This is a genomic window from Singulisphaera chitinilytica (genome assembly GCF_049331405.1).
Classification (GTDB): domain Bacteria; phylum Planctomycetota; class Planctomycetia; order Isosphaerales; family Isosphaeraceae; genus PoT.
Genome location: NZ_CP186274.1, coordinates 7983782 through 8000820, shown reverse-complemented (window position 1 = coordinate 8000820; position 17039 = coordinate 7983782). Strand labels below are relative to the sequence as shown.

Annotated in this window: 15 protein-coding genes; 6 read left to right on the top strand and 9 right to left on the bottom strand. The window is 62.0% G+C overall.

The features are described from left to right. The first annotated feature begins 3 nt into the window (after nt 1-3). Nucleotides 4-1320, top strand: a complete 1317-nt coding sequence (locus ACOYYX_RS31245; protein ID WP_422926587.1) for a hypothetical protein — start codon at nt 4-6, stop codon at nt 1318-1320. A gap of 101 nt (nt 1321-1421) precedes the next feature. Beyond that, complete coding sequence (locus tag ACOYYX_RS31240) at nt 1422-3803, top strand: hypothetical protein (protein WP_422926586.1); 2382 nt, start codon at nt 1422-1424, stop codon at nt 3801-3803. Between the two features lie 79 nt (nt 3804-3882). Here ACOYYX_RS31240 and ACOYYX_RS31235 read toward each other — a convergent pair whose 3' ends face one another. From ACOYYX_RS31235 to ACOYYX_RS31215, 5 genes are all read right to left on the bottom strand, one after another. Further along, on the bottom strand, nt 3883-4371 hold the full coding sequence (locus tag ACOYYX_RS31235) for a hypothetical protein (RefSeq protein WP_422926585.1): 489 nt from the start codon (nt 4369-4371) through the stop codon (nt 3883-3885). A 124-nt stretch (nt 4372-4495) separates the two neighbouring features. Then, entirely contained in the window at nt 4496-5023 is a 528-nt protein-coding gene (locus ACOYYX_RS31230) for a helix-turn-helix domain-containing protein (protein ID WP_422926584.1), read from the bottom strand. Between the two features lie 755 nt (nt 5024-5778). Next, entirely contained in the window at nt 5779-6042 is a 264-nt protein-coding gene (locus ACOYYX_RS31225; protein ID WP_422926583.1) for a hypothetical protein, read from the bottom strand. A gap of 37 nt (nt 6043-6079) precedes the next feature. Further along, on the bottom strand, nt 6080-6508 hold the full coding sequence (gene arfB / locus ACOYYX_RS31220) for an alternative ribosome rescue aminoacyl-tRNA hydrolase ArfB (RefSeq protein WP_422926582.1): 429 nt from the start codon (nt 6506-6508) through the stop codon (nt 6080-6082). Nucleotides 6509-6623: 115 nt separating this feature from the next. Further along, nucleotides 6624-8183 carry a hypothetical protein gene (locus tag ACOYYX_RS31215; RefSeq protein WP_422926581.1) on the bottom strand — a complete coding sequence of 520 codons (1560 nt, stop codon included), beginning with the start codon at nt 8181-8183 and terminating at the stop codon, nt 6624-6626. Between the two features lie 321 nt (nt 8184-8504). Here ACOYYX_RS31215 and ACOYYX_RS31210 point away from each other — a divergent pair, with 321 nt between their 5' ends. Both ACOYYX_RS31210 and ACOYYX_RS31205 read left to right on the top strand, forming a co-directional pair. Next, nucleotides 8505-9335 (top strand): hypothetical protein, encoded by an 831-nt coding sequence (locus tag ACOYYX_RS31210; protein ID WP_422926580.1) that lies wholly within the window; start codon nt 8505-8507, stop codon nt 9333-9335. Between the two features lie 407 nt (nt 9336-9742). Next, complete coding sequence (locus ACOYYX_RS31205; protein WP_422926579.1) at nt 9743-10396, top strand: hypothetical protein; 654 nt, start codon at nt 9743-9745, stop codon at nt 10394-10396. Between the two features lie 10 nt (nt 10397-10406). Here the strand turns inward: ACOYYX_RS31205 and ACOYYX_RS31200 are convergent, their stop codons facing one another. Genes ACOYYX_RS31200 through ACOYYX_RS31185 form a run of 4 tightly spaced genes read right to left on the bottom strand, consistent with a single transcriptional unit; the run spans nt 10407 to nt 14465 of the window. Then, a complete protein-coding gene (locus ACOYYX_RS31200; RefSeq protein WP_422926578.1) occupies nt 10407-11576 on the bottom strand; it encodes an HlyD family secretion protein in 1170 nt (389 codons plus the stop codon). Then, the gene (locus tag ACOYYX_RS31195) at nt 11573-12361 is read right to left on the bottom strand and encodes an ABC transporter ATP-binding protein (protein ID WP_422926577.1); all 789 of its coding nucleotides are present in this window, start codon (nt 12359-12361) and stop codon (nt 11573-11575) included. The genes ACOYYX_RS31200 and ACOYYX_RS31195 overlap by 4 nt, the downstream gene beginning before the upstream one ends. Before the next feature lie 54 nt (nt 12362-12415). Next, nucleotides 12416-13783, bottom strand: coding sequence for an ABC transporter permease (locus tag ACOYYX_RS31190; RefSeq protein ID WP_422926576.1), 1368 nt, complete (start codon nt 13781-13783; stop codon nt 12416-12418). Nucleotides 13784-13796: 13 nt separating this feature from the next. Further along, nucleotides 13797-14465, bottom strand: coding sequence for a CerR family C-terminal domain-containing protein (locus tag ACOYYX_RS31185; RefSeq protein WP_422926575.1), 669 nt, complete (start codon nt 14463-14465; stop codon nt 13797-13799). A 404-nt stretch (nt 14466-14869) separates the two neighbouring features. Here ACOYYX_RS31185 and wecB point away from each other — a divergent pair, with 404 nt between their 5' ends. After that, nucleotides 14870-16030, top strand: a complete 1161-nt coding sequence (gene wecB, locus ACOYYX_RS31180; protein WP_422926574.1) for a non-hydrolyzing UDP-N-acetylglucosamine 2-epimerase — start codon at nt 14870-14872, stop codon at nt 16028-16030. A gap of 114 nt (nt 16031-16144) precedes the next feature. Continuing rightward, complete coding sequence (locus ACOYYX_RS31175; protein WP_422926573.1) at nt 16145-16963, top strand: hypothetical protein; 819 nt, start codon at nt 16145-16147, stop codon at nt 16961-16963. The last annotated feature ends 76 nt before the right edge of the window (nt 16964-17039 follow it).

Below are 17039 nucleotides of genomic sequence, written 5' to 3'. Positions count from 1 at the left end.
GCGATGCTCGGCTTCCACCTGGCACGATTCTCGGTCGACGCGACCCCGCCAATGAACCACCCGCTCTGCGGCGGCTGGATCAAACCCGTGGTAGGGGTCGACGACCCGCTCTCTCTGCGGGGGATCGTCCTCCAGGGGGCGGGCCTGCCGATCGTCCTCGCCACCCTCGACTGGACGGGGGTCATGAATGAGTCGCATCGGCTCTGGACCGAGGCGCTCGCCGAGGCGGCCCACACGACGCCCGATCGCGTGGCCTTGCACTGCGTCCACCAGCACAACGCGCCTTTCATCGATCGCGACGGCAACGCCCTCCTCAGCAAGTCGGAGAACCCGACCTTGCTCTACGATGAAAGGTTCGTCGATGACCTGATCAAGCGCTCTGCCGTGGCTTTGCGCGAGTCGTTGCCCCAGGCCCAGCCGATCACGCATTGCCGGTCGGGGGAGGCCGAGGTCAAGGAAGTGGCCTCCAATCGTCGGATCATCGGCCCCGATGGCAAGAGTCTCTACGTTCGTTATAGCAGCACCACAGACCCCAAGGTCAGGGCCGAACCCATTGGGACGATCGACCCCATGCTGAAGTCGATCGGGTTCTGCAAGGGTGATAAGGTCCTGGCCCGACTCTATTACTATGCCACCCACCCGATGAGCTACTACGGTGACGGCCGGGTCACCAGCGACTTCGTCGGACTCGCCCGAAACAAGAGGGATGCCGAGGAACCGGAAACCCTGCACCTTTACTTCACCGGATCCTCGGGAAACATCACCCCCGGCAAGTACAACGACGGGAACCACGCGAACCGCGCGATCCTCGCCGAGCGCGTCCGAGCGGCGATGGCCGCCGCCGACGAGGCGGCTCGACCCCACGAGACCCGGCTCGAATCGATCGACTGGTTCACGGCGCCGCTCACACTCGAACCTCGCGAAGGGCTGGATCTCGATCAGCTCAAGGCCATCGCCGCAGATCCGAAGCGGACGACCGTGGAGCGGAATCGCAGTGCCATGACATGCGGCTGGCTGATCCGAGCGGCCTCGAAACGTCCGATCCTGCTCACAAGGCTCGATCTGGGGGATGTCTCGGTCCTCCATCTCCCAGCCGAGACCTTCATCGAGTATCAACTCGAGGCCCAGAAGATCAAGCCGGGCTCCATGCTGGCGACGGCCGCCTATGGCGACGGTGGCCCCTGGTATCTGCCGCTCCAGCGATCGTTCGCCGAGGGGGGGTACGAGCCGAGCGTGGCCTTCTCACGGAGCGACACCGAACCCCTGTATCGTGACGCGATCGCTGGTCTCTTGCGCAAAAAGGGCCGATCTTCTCTCTAATGACTCGAATCAGGGTTGGCCGCTTTATAGCCTGCCCGATCGTTCGGGGTGGTCGTTCCCCGAAGTTGAAGGAAGTCCGTCCCCGTCTTTGAGGAGAGATGATGAGACGATCCAAGCTCGCGGCAGGGCTCGCGTTGGGAAGCTGCTTACTGCTGCCACTGCTCGCGAATGCCCAGGCGAATCAGGACGTCGAAAATCATCTCTCCTTGCTTCGGTCCCGCCTGGAAGAACGCGACATGCCCGTGGATAGCCGGGCCCAGGCGACGATCGAGCTTGCAACCGCCCTGGACAGGGCCGCCCAATCCGCCGCCAATGGCCAGGTCCGACGCGATCGCTGGACCGAGGCCATCAAGGTCCTCGAAGCCTTCGACTCCAAACATCCGGACAGCACGAAGGCACGCGAGGTCCGTTTCCAGATCGCGCTCTACATCTGGGCCAGGGGGCATGCGTGGGCCGAGCATTTCTCGGTCCAGGCCTGGGACAATGCCGCCCGGGACCATGCGATCGAAAACCTCGACGCCGCTTTGGAACGGTTTCGAAACCTGGTCAAGGAATCCGGCAGCCAGGACAACATCTTCACGCAGAACAGCCGCTTCCGCCTGGCCCAGTGCCTCGCGGATCGATCGGAGTTCGAGGCGATTAACTCCGACGCACGAAGGGTTCAGGAGCGCGAGGCTATCGATGTGCTCGGCCGCCCCATGGCCGACGCCGAACTCAATGGGTTCGCCTTGCTCCTCAAGGCCACACTTCTGGCGCGTCGCGGCGAAGACAAGGAAGCCGATCTGGCATTCGTCGCCGCGGAAAAGGCTCCATCTCCGCCTCCCGCCGCGGAGATTCTCAACGCCAGGGTCACGGCCGCGATCGACAGTAGACGCTTCGCCCATGCACAGGCCCTGGTTGAAAAATCGTCGCTCGAGCCGGCCGAGAAGGCCTTGAGCATGATCCGTATCCTCCTCGCCAAGCGTGAGTCGGTGACCGTGCCGGCCGATCGGGAGCAGATCGAGCGGGAGATTTTCGAACGCTACAAGCCGTTGCGCCAGTCGACCGATCCTGAGGCTAAGCGGGTCCTCATGCTCATGAGCAGGCAGATCGAGCGGCCCGCTTCGAACCAGGGGGCCGACGCATTGACGATGCTCGCGGATGGAGCAGCCTTGCTTGGAAACCTGAAGCGGGCCGGAAACCTCGAGTCGGAAGCCGCCGATCGGCTCCAGGCCGCCAACTCGATGCGAGAAGCGAGCGAACTGCGGCTCCGGGCCGGTGCCTATCTCTTCCAGGCGGGGGAGTTTGTGAAGGCCGAGGCACTCCTGGCTCGCGTCGTCGAAGACCCGCTCGCCGGGGCGTCTCGGCCCAAGGCCGGCCTCTTGAGGTCACTGGCTTGCGGACGTGCCCTCGCGACAAAGCAACAGGGTATGACGGCCGCGAAATATGTTCAGTCCCTCGAATATCAGATCAAGGAGTTCGGTTCGGATCCGTCCGCGAATGAGGCGCGTTGGCTGCTGGCCAAGTTCCAGTTGGCCAATGCCGACCGCGATGCCGCTCGCAAGCTCTGGATGGCCATCACTCGCAGCGATCCGCACTGGCTCGAAGCACGAATTCAGGTCGCCGAGCTCAATCAAGAGGACGTCGATCTCCAGCGTCTGAATCAGGATCGGGCGGCGATCATCGCGAGGTATGGCGAGGGCAGGGCATTCCTCGCCGCGACGCTCAACGAGTGCCGTGACGCTGGCGAACGCGCCTCGGTGGACCTCGCCCTGGCTCGTCTCGAAGTCACCCCGATCGCCGGTCATCCGGACGAGGCCCGTACCCTATGCGAAGGGGTCCTGCGTGTCGCCGGAAGGGCCGAGCAACGCGAACAGGCGAGGCGGCTTCACATCGTCGTCGTGGTCCAGCAGAACCACTTCCTCGAGGCGGAGTTCGAGGCGAAAGCTGAGACAACACGTTCGAAGCCGTCCGACTTGCTTGCGACGGCTCGCCTGATCGATTTCGTGGCCTCGGGCGAGCCGAACGACCTGCGACTTCGTCGCGTGGGGCTTATCCTGCGAATACTGCTTTCGCCGGTACTGGAGAACGCCGCAGAGCTTACGGATATCGAGCGGGCCGAGGCCAAGATTCGCGAGACCAGAGCCCTGTCCATGATCGGCGACGACGGCCGCGCCAGGAGTTCGCTCCTCAATTGGGGGACGATGCCGCAAGGCCTCGACGATTGGCTCCTGCGAGACCTCGCCGACACCTACGCCCGGCTGAACGCCTACAACCTTGCCGTCGATGTGCAACGCCTACGGGCCCGCCAGGCGAAGGTGGGATCCTTGCGCTGGTTCGAGGCCCGCTATGGACTGGCGTTGGCCTACTATCGTTGGGGAAAGGAGCAGGAGGCCCGAAAGCTGATCGATGCAACATCGATCCTCCACCCGGAGTTGGGTGGAGGCGACCTTCGAGACAAATACGTAATCCTCCGTCAGCGGCTCGGTTCGTCCGATCGCTGAGCCTTCGAGGACGAATGTACGTGAGCCGGCAAGACCTTAGACCGGTCGAAAAGGTCTGAATTCGGTGGGGTGGAGAGGATCAGTCTTGATCGATCCAGTTGATCGCCTTGGGCCACCCGGGGGGGGGAGTGGCCTGCCTGAACCCATAATAGTAACTTCCCTGAGTCGGGTAGACGACCGGGCTATTCTCGGGCAGGTTGGGCGTGGAGAAGGACGTGCCTTCAGACGCGGTGAGTCGACCGTCGTAACCTCGCGAGTAGGTCGTGACTGGCGCCGAGGTCGAGCGGAGGGCCGAGAGAGGACCATACAGATCCATCGACGTATCGCCGAACGAATCGTTGGGCGAGTAGCCGCCACCTGTGGGGAAATTCCCGCGGACGGTCATGTAGGGCGTGGGCGTGAACGTGCCCAGAGGAGCCGCCGACGTCGGCTGCACGCGCGTGGTCGGGACCGGCGTGCGTGAGCGACGCCGAAAGAGGCCACCCGCTTCTGCCTGGGAAGAAGTCCAAGCGAGCAGGCCGAATAGGGCGATGCAAACTCCCCTGCGGTACGTCAAGTGCCGGTTCATCTCAGGGCCTCGTGGGTGCTGGCTCAAGCGTTGGCGAACCGGTGGGCCGAGGTCTCGGCCACCCTCCGGCAAACCTTGAGTAATTCTAGCCGCTTTTTTCGAGGGTGCCCTGAATGGGACGAATTTAGCTCAGGCGCCGAGCTTGAGGGAGGAGCCGATACGTCTCTTCGATGATCCTGGCCACCCCTTCTCCCAGTGGGGACGCGAGAAGTTCGTGGAGCTTCCACGCGAGATCGCGCTCACGTTGCGGCACGAGTCCGTCGGCGGACATCGTGTTCAAGGTCGGGGCTTCGACGGCGAACCGGGCCCCTTCGATCGACTCGATCGTCGCGGACGAGGTGCGAGCGGCGACGGGTATAGCCAGGGGGCCCCCTTCCGAGGGGAGCCACTCACCGTTGGTCTTCGATTTCCGGCCAGCATTGGCGGCCGTGCCGTCGACGGGCAAGCTCCCGTCGCCATGGCCGAGCAACGTCTCCATCGAAACATCCAGCGCCAGTGCAATCCTACGCAGCGTCCCCGCCCTGGGCAGTTCCGTCTTGCCGCTCTCGATCTGATAGAGTGCGGTCCGCGAGATCGCGGCCCGGCTCGCCAACTCGTCCGGCCCCCAACCCTTGGAGTAGCGGTAGTCTCGGACTCGCTGAGCTAAGGACATCGTACGCACCCTCATTTCGGTGTAGAGCTAGGTTGGCAATCACTTGAGGTCGATGTGGTCCGCCCCGGCCTAGGACGAACTCGGCGTGAAGTCGAATCGAATGTCTAAGAATTCATGCATTGGACGGGTATCGATTTGTCGAAAATTTACAAAACGTTCGATTCCACGTCAACACGCGCCAAACCTTGAAAAACGTGTTCCTGCATGAGTTCTTGTCGCAACCCCGAGACTCCGAAGAGTCTATTTCAACTCCCAACTCTGCTTTTGTTTTCAGCACTGCCGAGACGTCATTACCCCGAGGTATCGGTAACGAAACCAGGGCTGGAAGCAGATTAATGCAACCATGCATTCACTGCTGCCAGGGCTATCGGTCCAGCTGCCCTCGGACGTCGAGGGATGAGGATGTCGACATTGATCGAAGTCGAATCATCGCAGGGCGTTGTCGAGTTCGCGAGTCGTCGCGGCTAGCGGACGGAGGAATTCGTCGGTCGTTTGCTCATGGATATCGAATTTGCAACGATCGACTGCCTTAATATTACGATGCAGTTGGGGCTTTGCAGGCAACTTGATCTCGGACTTTTGAGATTCTTGCGGGCGACAGCCGGGCGTCGAAATCAGGAGGATTGGGTCGAGGTTGCCGGCGGGGGGGCATCCATCGAGACCTGGGCGAGCTTTTTGGGATCAGGAGCGCCGAGCGATGGCGTCCATCGGCTCGGCGATTTCGCTATCCAATCAACACCGGGCAGGGGGCCTCGTCAAGCACTCCCTTCGAGTTCCTTGAGGATCCCGGGGAGGAGGGAGGGGTCGCGTTTCTGGAGCAGGTGTTCGATCCGGCTGGCGGGGAACTCGAGCTTGGTGAGGGAGTCGCCCACCTGCTTCCAGAGCCGATCGCGCTTCTTATCGGTCTCGGCGAGGTACAGCTCGGTCGTCAACTCCGCGAGTCGTTGTCCCTGGATCGCGTCATAGTTTCGATAGTAACGCTTGATGATTTTTTGCTGGTAGGGGGAGTAGTCGGCCATCCTGTTGGCTCCGGACAGTCTCGGGGTTGCTGGGGAGTTAATCGCTCTCGGGGCCGCGACGCGACCGCTTCGAGGCCGATCGCTTGGCCTTCGACTCGAGCCTGCGAAGTTGCGAGGAATAGGTAGGTCGGCTCGGCCTCCGAGGCGTGGGCGGCTCGGCGACGGAAAGGATCAGGGCGCGGAGCTTGGCGAGGCAGTCTGCGACGTTGCGAGGCTGGTCCCGGGTCAACTGCGAGGTGATGAGGATATCTCCCTCGCGCGTCAGGCGGTTGGCGACCAGATTCATCAGCCGAGCTCGCACCGCGGGGGGCAGGCTGGTGTTGGTCGCCGGGTTCCAGCGCAGTTGAACCTTCGAGTTCACCTTGTTGACGTTCTGCCCACCCGGCCCTCCCGATCGGCTGACGTCCCACTGGACCTCAGCGAGCGGGATCGCGATCCGTTCGTTGATCGTCAAGACCGAGCTCACGCGGATGCCTTTCGTCTTCCTGCGACAAGAAAAATCCTCTTCCCCGCCATTCTATTGTAGCGGGGAAGAGGATGGTTCGTCAGCCGATTCCGGGTTCTCGCTCGCTCATCCTTGTTCAGGAGGAACTCATCGAGGTGGATGACGAGGTGCTTGCGGAGTCATTGGCGTAGTTGTTGATGCTCGCCTGCATCCTGGCGGAGAGCTTGGACTGGCCAATCTTGCCAGAGATGACAGGTTGGCGACGCTTGATCGAGACGACCGGTCCGGTGCCGAGTGTGGAGGACGCAGCGGCGATGCCGCTCGAAGCATTGGCGGCCGCCGTCCCCTGGTTGGCACTGGGGTTCGAGTAGACGATGGTGTCGCCCGTCGCCCGCACCTTGGCGGCGACGACCTCGAGCGGCGTCGCCATCTTGTACGGATAGTTCGCTTGCCGCGCCAGGGCCGACGAGACTTCGCTCGGCGAGTAGTACGAGTAATCCCTGTTGAAGACCTTCTGCGAGGTGCTGAACGTAGTCGTGCCGTCGAAGAAGGTTCCCGTCACGGTCGCGGTGGTGATTCCGGCCGGCAGGACGACGTCGTTCCCCTTGAAGATGAACGTCTCGTCGAGGAAGCCGTCGTGGTTCACGTCCCTCGTATAGGCGAGGACCGGAGAAGCCCCGCCCAGTCGCACTGTGCTCGGGTCGATCTGATTGACGTCGAAACCTGAGGTGCCGAAGACCGTCGCCCGGATGTCGGTCGGGTGAGCCGTATTAATGTGGTAGTTCAGGTGCGGGTTGATCTGCACCGGGGGCGACTGCGGGGGGCAGGGCGGGGGCGGGGGCGGCGGCGGCGGGGGCGGCGGCTCGACCTGGTTGAATGTGAAGGTCTGTCCTGGGAAGAAGGCTTCGCCGATGCCGCCATCGTTACCCGAGCCCGCAAATCCGCCCATTGAGAGCACCGACTGCGGAGTGAGTTGCTGCCCGGTCTCCTGGAGGTAGAGCTGCGAGAAGTTGTTGATGGAGAACTCGAGCGCGGGGTGGGCCGGAGAGTTTACCTTGTAGACATTACCGGTAAACTGCGGCAGCATCGTGCCGAAATTGTTTAAAGGTCCGTTGACCGGTGCCTCGGCCACCTGGTATTGTTTCAAAGCCCGAGGATCATTCTGGGCGTACCCGGCGACAATATCAGGGGTATTGTCACCATTGAGGTCAAGGAAGATGCCCATGTATTCCGACGCGCCGAAGTCAGGGTTGTCCTGGAACCCTGAAGAGATAGCACTGACAGCGGGATTGACGGTGCCGTCATCGCCATTGTTGTCAGAATCGCCCGCAATCACAGGACCTGGTTGTCCTGCCTGCTGACTCGCCGGTTGTTCTATCCCGACGCTCAAGGTGTCGGAAGCCGAGTCATACGAAACACGAAGCCCCGAGATGTCAAAGCCTGAGACTTTGACGAGCCCCTGCAAGCTGGGGGGGATGCCCGGGTGTGTAACGCCTGCGTTGTCTGGGAGAACCACAACGCCTGGACTTTGTGTAGCGGGAAAATCGGTTGCAACGTTTCCCGTGAAGTTAACGCTTAGGAGCTGCCGATGATCAAGCTGTTCCATCGACACGGCGGCCCGTTTGGTGGCTTTAGGGCCACCCGGACGACGCCGCCACGATTGAACGGCATGAAGCAGCCTGGAAATCAGTGACATCGCGCCATCGTCCTTTCTAACGGGTCCGTATCCGACGGGAAACGGACCTCCAGGGAAGTGTCCTCATAGCTCGGTTGCGGAGCGGCCGAATGCTTTGGGACGAGCCGGTGGTTCGGAGTAACTCACCTACCGGAATTGAACCGTGGTCATGGCCGCATTCGGCCGGCTTGCCCTTGCGGTGGTTCTGGGGGTGCTTCTGTCCCCAGGTCAGCGCGTGCATCCGGTACGCGGCGGTTGACGCGGGACGAACAAACCTTACGTGGAAGGAGACTCGTAATGGTGCGCCGAAACGCGTTCCGTTGGACTCTGGTGACAGTGGTGATGCTGAGTACGCGCCTGGCCTCGGCCGACGCGATTAACTTCACGGGCAACGTCGAGACCGACATGCCCAGCTCGAACACCAAGGTCAACATCAGCAACGTCGATAGCGACCCGCTCAACACGATCTACCAGTTGCCCCAGATGACCAGCAACGGCAACAACCTGATCAACGGGTATGCAATCAAAGACATTCGCACCTACTACGACTTCAACACCGACAAGTTGTATGTGGGCGTCAATGCTTGGAGCATCGCCGGCACCGCCGTCGGTGCCGATGGTGCCACGGGCGCCGCGATGGATCAAATCCTGACCTCGAAGGGTGGCGCGGACCCCGCCAATCTCGGCGGCGACAAGTCCATCACCCTGTCGTTCGTCGGCAGCAGCCCGAACGACGTCACCACGCCGGGGCAGCCCGTCATCGTGGCCGGCGTCCCCGCAGACAAGTCGGCGGCAGACCCCTCCGGGAAGATCGGCTTCACCGTCGCTACCTACAAGGGGATGACCAATCAGGGCATCCAGTACAACTACGGTACGTCCCTCGGTAGCGGCGCCGGGTCGCTCGCGTTCAACCCGTCGTCGTCCACTCCCGACTTTGAATTCACGATCAATAATTTCAGCAAGATCTCTCCGTCGCTCGACCCCACCAAGGGCTTCTGGATCCAGGCCTATGCCGGCTCGGCGCAGGACGGTCCTATCGGTGAGGAGTCGACGGGGCTGATCAAGATCCCGGCTTTCCAGCCGCAGCACGTCCCCGAGCCCACGACGTGGCTCGCCTGGACGCTCATCGCGGGCGGCTCGATCCGTCAGCTTCGCCGGCGAGGCAAGAAGTAAGTCGTCGCTAGGCGGGATTCGCAACATCAAATCGTCCTTGACGCGAGACGGCAGCCCATTCCGTGGGTTGCCGTCTTTTTCATCGTCTCGGCCTGGCCTCCGAGTCCCGATCTTTTTTCCGGCCGTGGCGATATCCGTCGCCACACACACTACGGCCCGGAACCTTTCCGCAAAGTACCTCCCCGCCAAATCTTACGTGTGCGGCCCGGCTGACTCTTCGGTTCCCGGGACCTTGTCCGGTCCGGTAAAATGTGATGTCATTCCTTGCTATGGGACCCAGATAGATATCTGTGTTTCCAAGCTTCTCGACGTGTTTGTCTGCGAGTCACTTGCGGCTGATCCTGGCGCCGACTAACGTGCTGGACCAGGAGTCGGCAACAGAGCAACACCCGAGGCTATGTCCGCACATGCGAGTCGCGAGAACCAAATCAAGTCTGGTTGCGACCTGGGCATCCGTCGCACTGAGCGTCGTCCTTATCGTCGGTGTCGGTGAAGAGAGCTTGCATGCCGGTCCACCGCTCTCGGACCTCGAGGTCGCACGCGATGACCTGCTCTCGATGTCGCCGGGGATCGTCTGCCGGGAGATCGAGGGGTATGAGAAGTATGAGGAGATGCCCGACTCCGCGCTCACGAGCGACGAGAAGCTCCTTATCTACTACCGCCCCCATCGCTACGCGGTCGACCGTGGCGGGGACTCGTATCACATCCATCTGAGCCAGGAAGGCCAGCTTCGCAAGAAGGGGGAGAAGGCGATCCTCTTCCGGAAGGACAAGCTAGTCGACTACGAGTGGAAGGGGACGAAGACGCCCGGGCCGCTCTATCTGAAGAACACGATCGCCATCAAGGGGCTGAAGCCCGGCGACTACGAGTTCGACATTACCCTGCACGACAAGCTCTCGAAAGACCCGGCCGCCACGCAGACCGTCTCCTTCAAGATCATCCCCGCCGTCATGCCCGACCAGAAGGCCGAGGAGAAGCCCGACGCCGGTTCGCGAGTCTCCAAAAAGCAAGCGAGGCGGGTTGCCCCGCCTCGCCACGAAACATCCCGGATGTCTCCCTGAGCACTCGACCTCATGACTGAGGCGGAGCCGCCGGCCTGGACGCTGATGGGGCTGGCGACGGGGAGTTGAGGACCTTCTCGTCTTCGAACGGCAGTCGGTTGTCGGGGCTGGCGTCGAGCGAGAGCCCCTGGGGAGCCTCGGCCGCCTTCAGATAGACGTCCATCTGCTGACCGACGTAGAGGTCAATCGGCCGTTTGTCGGGCAGGGCATAGACGACCTGGAGGACGCGGGTGTCGACTCGCTCGGAGTTCGACCCGGTCAGGCTCTGCTTGGGGATGACGTAGGGCTCGACATAGACGAACTTGAGCGGGAAGCGGACATTGGGCCTCCCCTTGAGGGTGGCGATCGCCTCGGCCCCTTTCTCGAAGAGTGGGAGGTCGCTCTCGTCGATGTCGACGCGGAGGTGCAGTCGGTTGACGTCGCCGAGCACCACCAGCGGCTCTTTCCAGGCCATCGCCGCGAACTGTCCGAGGCGGATGTTGAGCTGGAGTATCTGGCCGTCGGCGAGGGCCCGCACGGTGCATCGATCCAGGTTCGTCTTGACGCTCTCCACCTGGCTCTGAGCCTGCTGGACGGCCGAGTCGGCGATGTCGATGTCTTCCTTCCACGAACCGGCGAGGATCTTCTCAAGGTCCGCACCCGCCTTGGCCGCGGCGGCCTTCGCGGCGTAGAACTGGAACCGATCCTTGTCGTACTCGCTCGCCGCCAGCATCTGACGTTGGTAGAGCCTATCCGAGCGGGCCGTGGCGGCCTCAGTGTCGGAGAGTTTAGCCTTGGCCTCCTCGAAAGCGGCCCGGGCCGGCGGGATGTCCTCGGCACGGGGGGCCGACTTCAGCTTGTGAAGCTGGGCCTTGGCCGAGGCCAGGTCGGCCTCCCGAACCTTGAGCATCGCCTGGAGGTCGCGGTCGTCGATCCGGAAGAGGGGATCCCCTTTCTTCACGAAGTCCCCCTTGCGGACGAAGATCTCCCAGACGACGCCGACGATGTTGGTCCCGATCGGGATGTTCTCGCGCTGGGCCTCGATGAGCCCTGCGCCCGCGATCGACTTCATCTTGGGATGAGTCGGGGGCATGACGATGGGTTGCGATGGGGGCGGGGTCTGCCTCGCCTGGACGACCGTGAAGACGGCGAAGAGCACGCCAACGACCGACAGAAGCGGGAGGATATATTTATTGATCATGTGTGACTCATTTCGGTAGGAGAAGTGTTGGATCGGTCGGCCGACTCCCGAGTCCTGTCCTCGATCTCGACGATTCGACCATCGTCCATGTGGGCGATCCTGTCGCCGAAGTGGAAGACGCGGTTGTCGTGGGTGACGATCACCACGGCCCGGTCGGGCTTGAGGGCGACCTGCCGCAAGAGTTCCATCACGTTGAGGCCCGTCTCGTGGTCGAGCGCGGCCGTCGGCTCGTCGCAGACCAGGAGCCTGGGCTCGTGGACGAGGGCCCTCGCAATCGCCACCCGCTGCTGCTGGCCGCCGGAGAGCTGTGAGGGGAGGCTCTCCACCTTCCGGCCCATGCCCAGCGTGTCGAGGACCTCGCGGGCCCTGGCGACGGCCTTGTCCTTCGAATAGCCCGCGATCACCAGGGGGATCGCGGCGTTCTCGGCCGCCGTCAGGGCGGGGAGCAGGTTGTACTGCTGGAAGACGAAGCCGATATAGCGGGCTCGGAACCGGGTCCGCTCGCGATCTCGCATCTTCGAGACGAGGGAGCCGAAGATCTCGACATCTCCCGCGTCGCAGTTGAGGATCCCCGCGATGACGGAGAGCAAGGTCGTCTTGCCGCAGCCTGAGGGGCCGACGATCATCGAGATCTGCCCGTTGGCGATCTCCCAGTCGACACCTCGCAAGGCCACAACCTTCTGGTCACCGCTGCCGAAATGCTTGGTCACGCCCCGGATGCGAACGGCAAGTTCCTCGGCCGCCGACGGGGGGGAGATTCTCGGTCGGGTCGTCGTCTGCGCCATGAGAATGGCCCTTTTCTCGGCCCTTCGGCCGTGTCGTTCGTACCTGGACCTGGATCAGCCCCGGAAGACCACGGCCGGCTCTAGGACCATGACACGCCTCACGCTGAGGACGCTCGACAGTATGCAGATCATGACCACGGCCCCGGCAGTCACGGGCAGGAGTTGCCAGGGGGTGTAGAAGGCGAGTTCTCCCCCCTTCGTCGTGGTCCCGAACAGGGCACCGAGGCCCACCCCCATGCCGTAGCCGAGGAGGCCGACGACCATCGCCTGGAGCAGGATCATCGATACGATTTTGAGGTTCGTCGCCCCCATCGCCTTGAGCGCCCCGAACTGCTTGAGGTTCTCAATCGTGAAGTTGTAAAAGGTCTGGCCGGCGATGGCCGTCCCGACCAAGAATCCCAGGAGCGTGGTGATCCCGAAGTTGATGGGGATGCCGGTGTACTGGGCATAGTAATAAATCGTGTCCCAGATGAATTCCTGGCTCGTGCGGGCCTTCAGCCCCGTCTGGCGACGGATCGACTCGGCGACGACTTCCGGCTTCAGACCCTTCTCGGCCTTGGCCAGGACGTAGGAGAGGAGTTTACGCTCCTGTGGGATGAATCGTTTGGCACGAGAATATGTGGTGTACATGACGGCATTTGACTGGAACGTCGGGGTCGCCTCGCAGACCCCGATGATGATCGCGCGGTGGTCGTTCATCTCGAGCTCCCGGCCGATAAAGCGGGCGTAGAAAGCTCGTTTGCGTTCGGATTCCTCGTCGACGGGCTTCGGCCGACTCGTCTTCGAATGGTTCGACGAAGGCTGACCGCCGAGCGAGGCGGCCTGCTCTTTCGCGAATGCCAACAGGCCTCGTGCTGCCTTGCCGACCTTGGTGCCGAACGAATCCTTCTTCTTCTCCTGGAGGAGATACCAGGGTTCGCCCGGATAGAGCTTCGGGAGCCGCATGAAGTCGACGAGCACAGCATCCGGCTTTCGCAGGTCGGTCAGGTTGCCGACGATGATTCGATCCGGAGGCGGGGCACCGACGAGCGACGAGTCGTCGAGGCCGAGCATCACGACCTGTTCGATGATCTGGTGCTTGACGACCCGCTTCGTCGCGGGGTCGATGCTCGCGGAGTTGAGCTTGGCCCGGGCGTTCCCCTTGTACAGCGGTACGGCCCACTCCACCCCTTCGACGCCGCGGACCCGGTAGAGGTTGTTCTCGATCATGGGCTTCACGTCGTCGATGTAACGGACGTTGGAATCCATGACCCAGAGGTCGGCACCGGTGATGTCGTAGATCTGGCCGGCGGTGCGGCACATGAGGCCGCAGAAGATCGAACCTTGCTGGGTGATGAGGAGCGAGGCGAAGGTCAGGCCCAGGACGATCCCGAAAAACTTCGCCCGATCACCCATCAGCATCTTCATCGCGATCCAGGACATGGCCACTCTCCAGTCAGCGAGTGAACGCGGGGTCATCCGCCGCGAATTGGCCTTGTTCGTTCAGTGTCGGACCCTGGCCCAGCGCCGCCAGGCAGAACGAGGCGATGTGGTCGGCCAGGAAGTCGATATCCAGGGCCTCATAGCTCTCGGGCCCGACCAGGAGCTCGGAGATCGGTCGGCACACCTTGTAATGGAGGCATTGCCCGACCACGCTGAAGATCAACGCGTGGAGTCTGCGCTCCTCGGCCTCGGGGCAGATCTGGCGGAGGATCGTCATGAGCCGCTCGAAGCGAGGCCGGATGGCCTCGCGGACGACGGCTTCCGACGCAGCCGTCGGCTGGATCATCTCCCGAAGGATCAAGGCCTGCTGCCAATCCTTGTGATGTCGCGACTTGAAGATGTTCGTCAGGAAGTGGCGGATGTAGAGACGCAGTTGTGTCGCGGGACCGTGCGTCTGGGACGTGAGCCACTCGGGCATAGCGCCGGCACCGGCGTGGTGCGCGTGCAATACCGTGGCGATGTAGAGCTGTTCCTTGTCTCCGAAGTGGTAATTCACCGCGGCCAAGTTTGCCCCCGCCTTCTGGCAGATCGAACGGATTCGGGCGGATTCGTACCCCTTCTCGGCGAATTCCTCGCCGGCCGCCTCCAACAATCGAGCTTTAGTCAGGTCTTGATCGCCCATCCTCGTCGATCCCCGGCCGCGTCTTTTAAGCTTGGTCTTAAGAAATAAAACGACCGTTTCAAACAGCCGTTTGATTTCAAATTCTAATCGAAACGCACTTCGGGTCAATAGGTTTTTACGCACGGGTATTGGCGTGGGCTGACTTTGGACTTAATTCGATTTGCTATAAAGAGTTAGATTGAATTATCTGGTGAGGAAATCGGATGTGATGGCGACGCTGAAAGGTGGAAACGCCGAGTCTTGTGAGGTCTCCACCGTGGGAGGAGCCTCATCGGCAAGCCGCTCAAGGCCAGCGGCGATGGTGCAGGGCACATCGCGGCTTGATTGCCCGCGTGAGAATCGTTGTACTTTGGGACCGCGCCCGCGAGCGCAGGATTTGGTCGAAGGGTAGGGAGATCCGAAGGATGCGACCGTCGGTGCTCTGCGTGGTAGGAACTCGGCCCGAGGTCGTGAAAATGGCGCCTCTGGTGTTGCGTCTCGGTGAGGAGAAGGCACGCCTCGAAGTTCGACTCCTGGCCACGGGACAGCACCGATCCCTGCTGGATCAAGCTTTGGCAGACTTCGGCCTGAAGGCGGACGGCGACCTTGCCTTGATGCGGCCCGGACAGGATCTCGCCGGCCTGACGGCTCGAGCCATCGATGGCTTACACGCCTATCTCGCTGATTCGCCCCCCGATCTGGTCCTGGCCCAGGGGGACACGACGACGGTCTTCGCCACGGCCCTGGCGAGCTACTACCAGCGCATCCCGTTCGGTCACGTCGAGGCGGGACTGCGGACCGGCAAGGCCTTCGATCCATTCCCGGAAGAGAAGAACCGTGTCCTCGCCTCACACCTGGCAAGCCTTCACTTCGCCCCAACACCCCAGGCGCGTCGCAACCTCTTACGCGAAGGGATTTCTGAGCAGGCGGTTCATGTCACCGGCAATACGGTTATCGACGCCCTCAAACTGATCGCCAAGCGAGAACTTCGATTGCCACCATCGGTCGATCTCGATCGCTACATCCTCGTGACGATGCACCGACGAGAAAGCTTTGGTGCCCCACTCGAGCGCGTATGTGATGCCTTGCGAAGTCTCGTGGATCGGAACCCGGCGTTCGGGATCGTCTGGCCGATCCACCCGAATCCGAACGTCCGGGGGGCGGTGGAACGGCTCCTGAGCGATCATCAACGGATGCGACTGATCGAACCGCTGGGATACTCGGACTTTGTGGCGGTCATGAAAGGCTCGTCACTCATCCTGACCGACTCGGGGGGAATCCAGGAGGAAGCCCCCTCGCTGGGTAAGCCCGTACTGGTCTTGCGCGAGTCGACCGAGCGTCCTGAGGCGTTCGACGCCGGTCTACTCGAACTCGTGGGGACCGACCCGGCAGCGATCGTGAATCGGGCCGAGGCCTTCCTCAATCCGGGGCAAGCCGTGGAAGCATCGACGTGGGTCGCGTCGAATCCTTACGGCGATGGCTGGGCATCGGAGCGGATCTCACGGGTCATCCTGCAGCATTTCGGCATGGATCCTGGGCGGAAGCCGGAGGGCTTCCCGGCGATGTGGCCCACAACGGACTCATGAGCTGTCAATTTCGTGAGTGTCTTGGCGTGATTGAAGGCCGGACTTAGAATAGTCCCTGCCTGCCACCGAAATAACACCCATGTACGCACAATCATTGATCGAGCGTTGTCCACCATGGAAACTGAACGAGATCAACTACGTCAGACCTATCAACTCTGCCGCCTTGGATTCGGTCTGCTCTCCTTGTCACTGATCCTCGCAGCCATCCCACTCGTCATATTTCTGATCGGCATGCAGTTCAGGATCGAGCTGTTCCGCTGGTTCTTCCAATCGTCCTTCAACCGCTACCTCTCGGTGCCGATCACCTGGGGCAGTCTGGTCGGAACGTACCTCCTCTGGGGTCGCTGGTCCGAACCGAGCTGGCAACGTCGCGTGGGACTGCTCCTGTTCATGAACTCGATGGACTGCCTCCTCTGGTTCATGGACCAGGGCGAAAGCCTCGGGCTGCGGCTCGAGACGGTCGGTCACGAATGGCTTCGTTCGGGACTGGGTGAGGCCCTCGGCTGGGCTGAGTTCGCCCTGATCGCCAGCCTCGCCTGCGACTTGCTTGCCCACCTCGGAGTCAATCAGGCCGAAGATGCCGGCAAGGCGACTCGTTCCCTGGCGGCGACGGGCGCCGTGATCTGGATGATCTACTTCATCGAGCAAACCTCCTGGCATCAGGGTTGGCCCCTGATGCGTCGAGGCATTCGCAACATCCAGTCGTTCTACCTCTTCTTCGGAACGCAGATGATCTGGGCGCTCATCCTTATCCAGCTCTCCGCCTTGACCCTCGCGGCGACTCGCCAGGCCTCTCGAGTGCTCTCGGAGATGGATCAAGAGGATCGCGAGCAGGAAACTTTCGAGTTACCTGCTCATCAGGACAATGGCCTGTTCGGCCTCTCACACGAAGAGACGGTTAGGGAGAAAGAGACGACCGCCTTCGGATGGTGATTTGATCATTAACACTCGTGCAGAACGCAAAAGGACCCGGCCTCGCGATAGGTTTCGCGAGGCCGGGTCCTTTTGA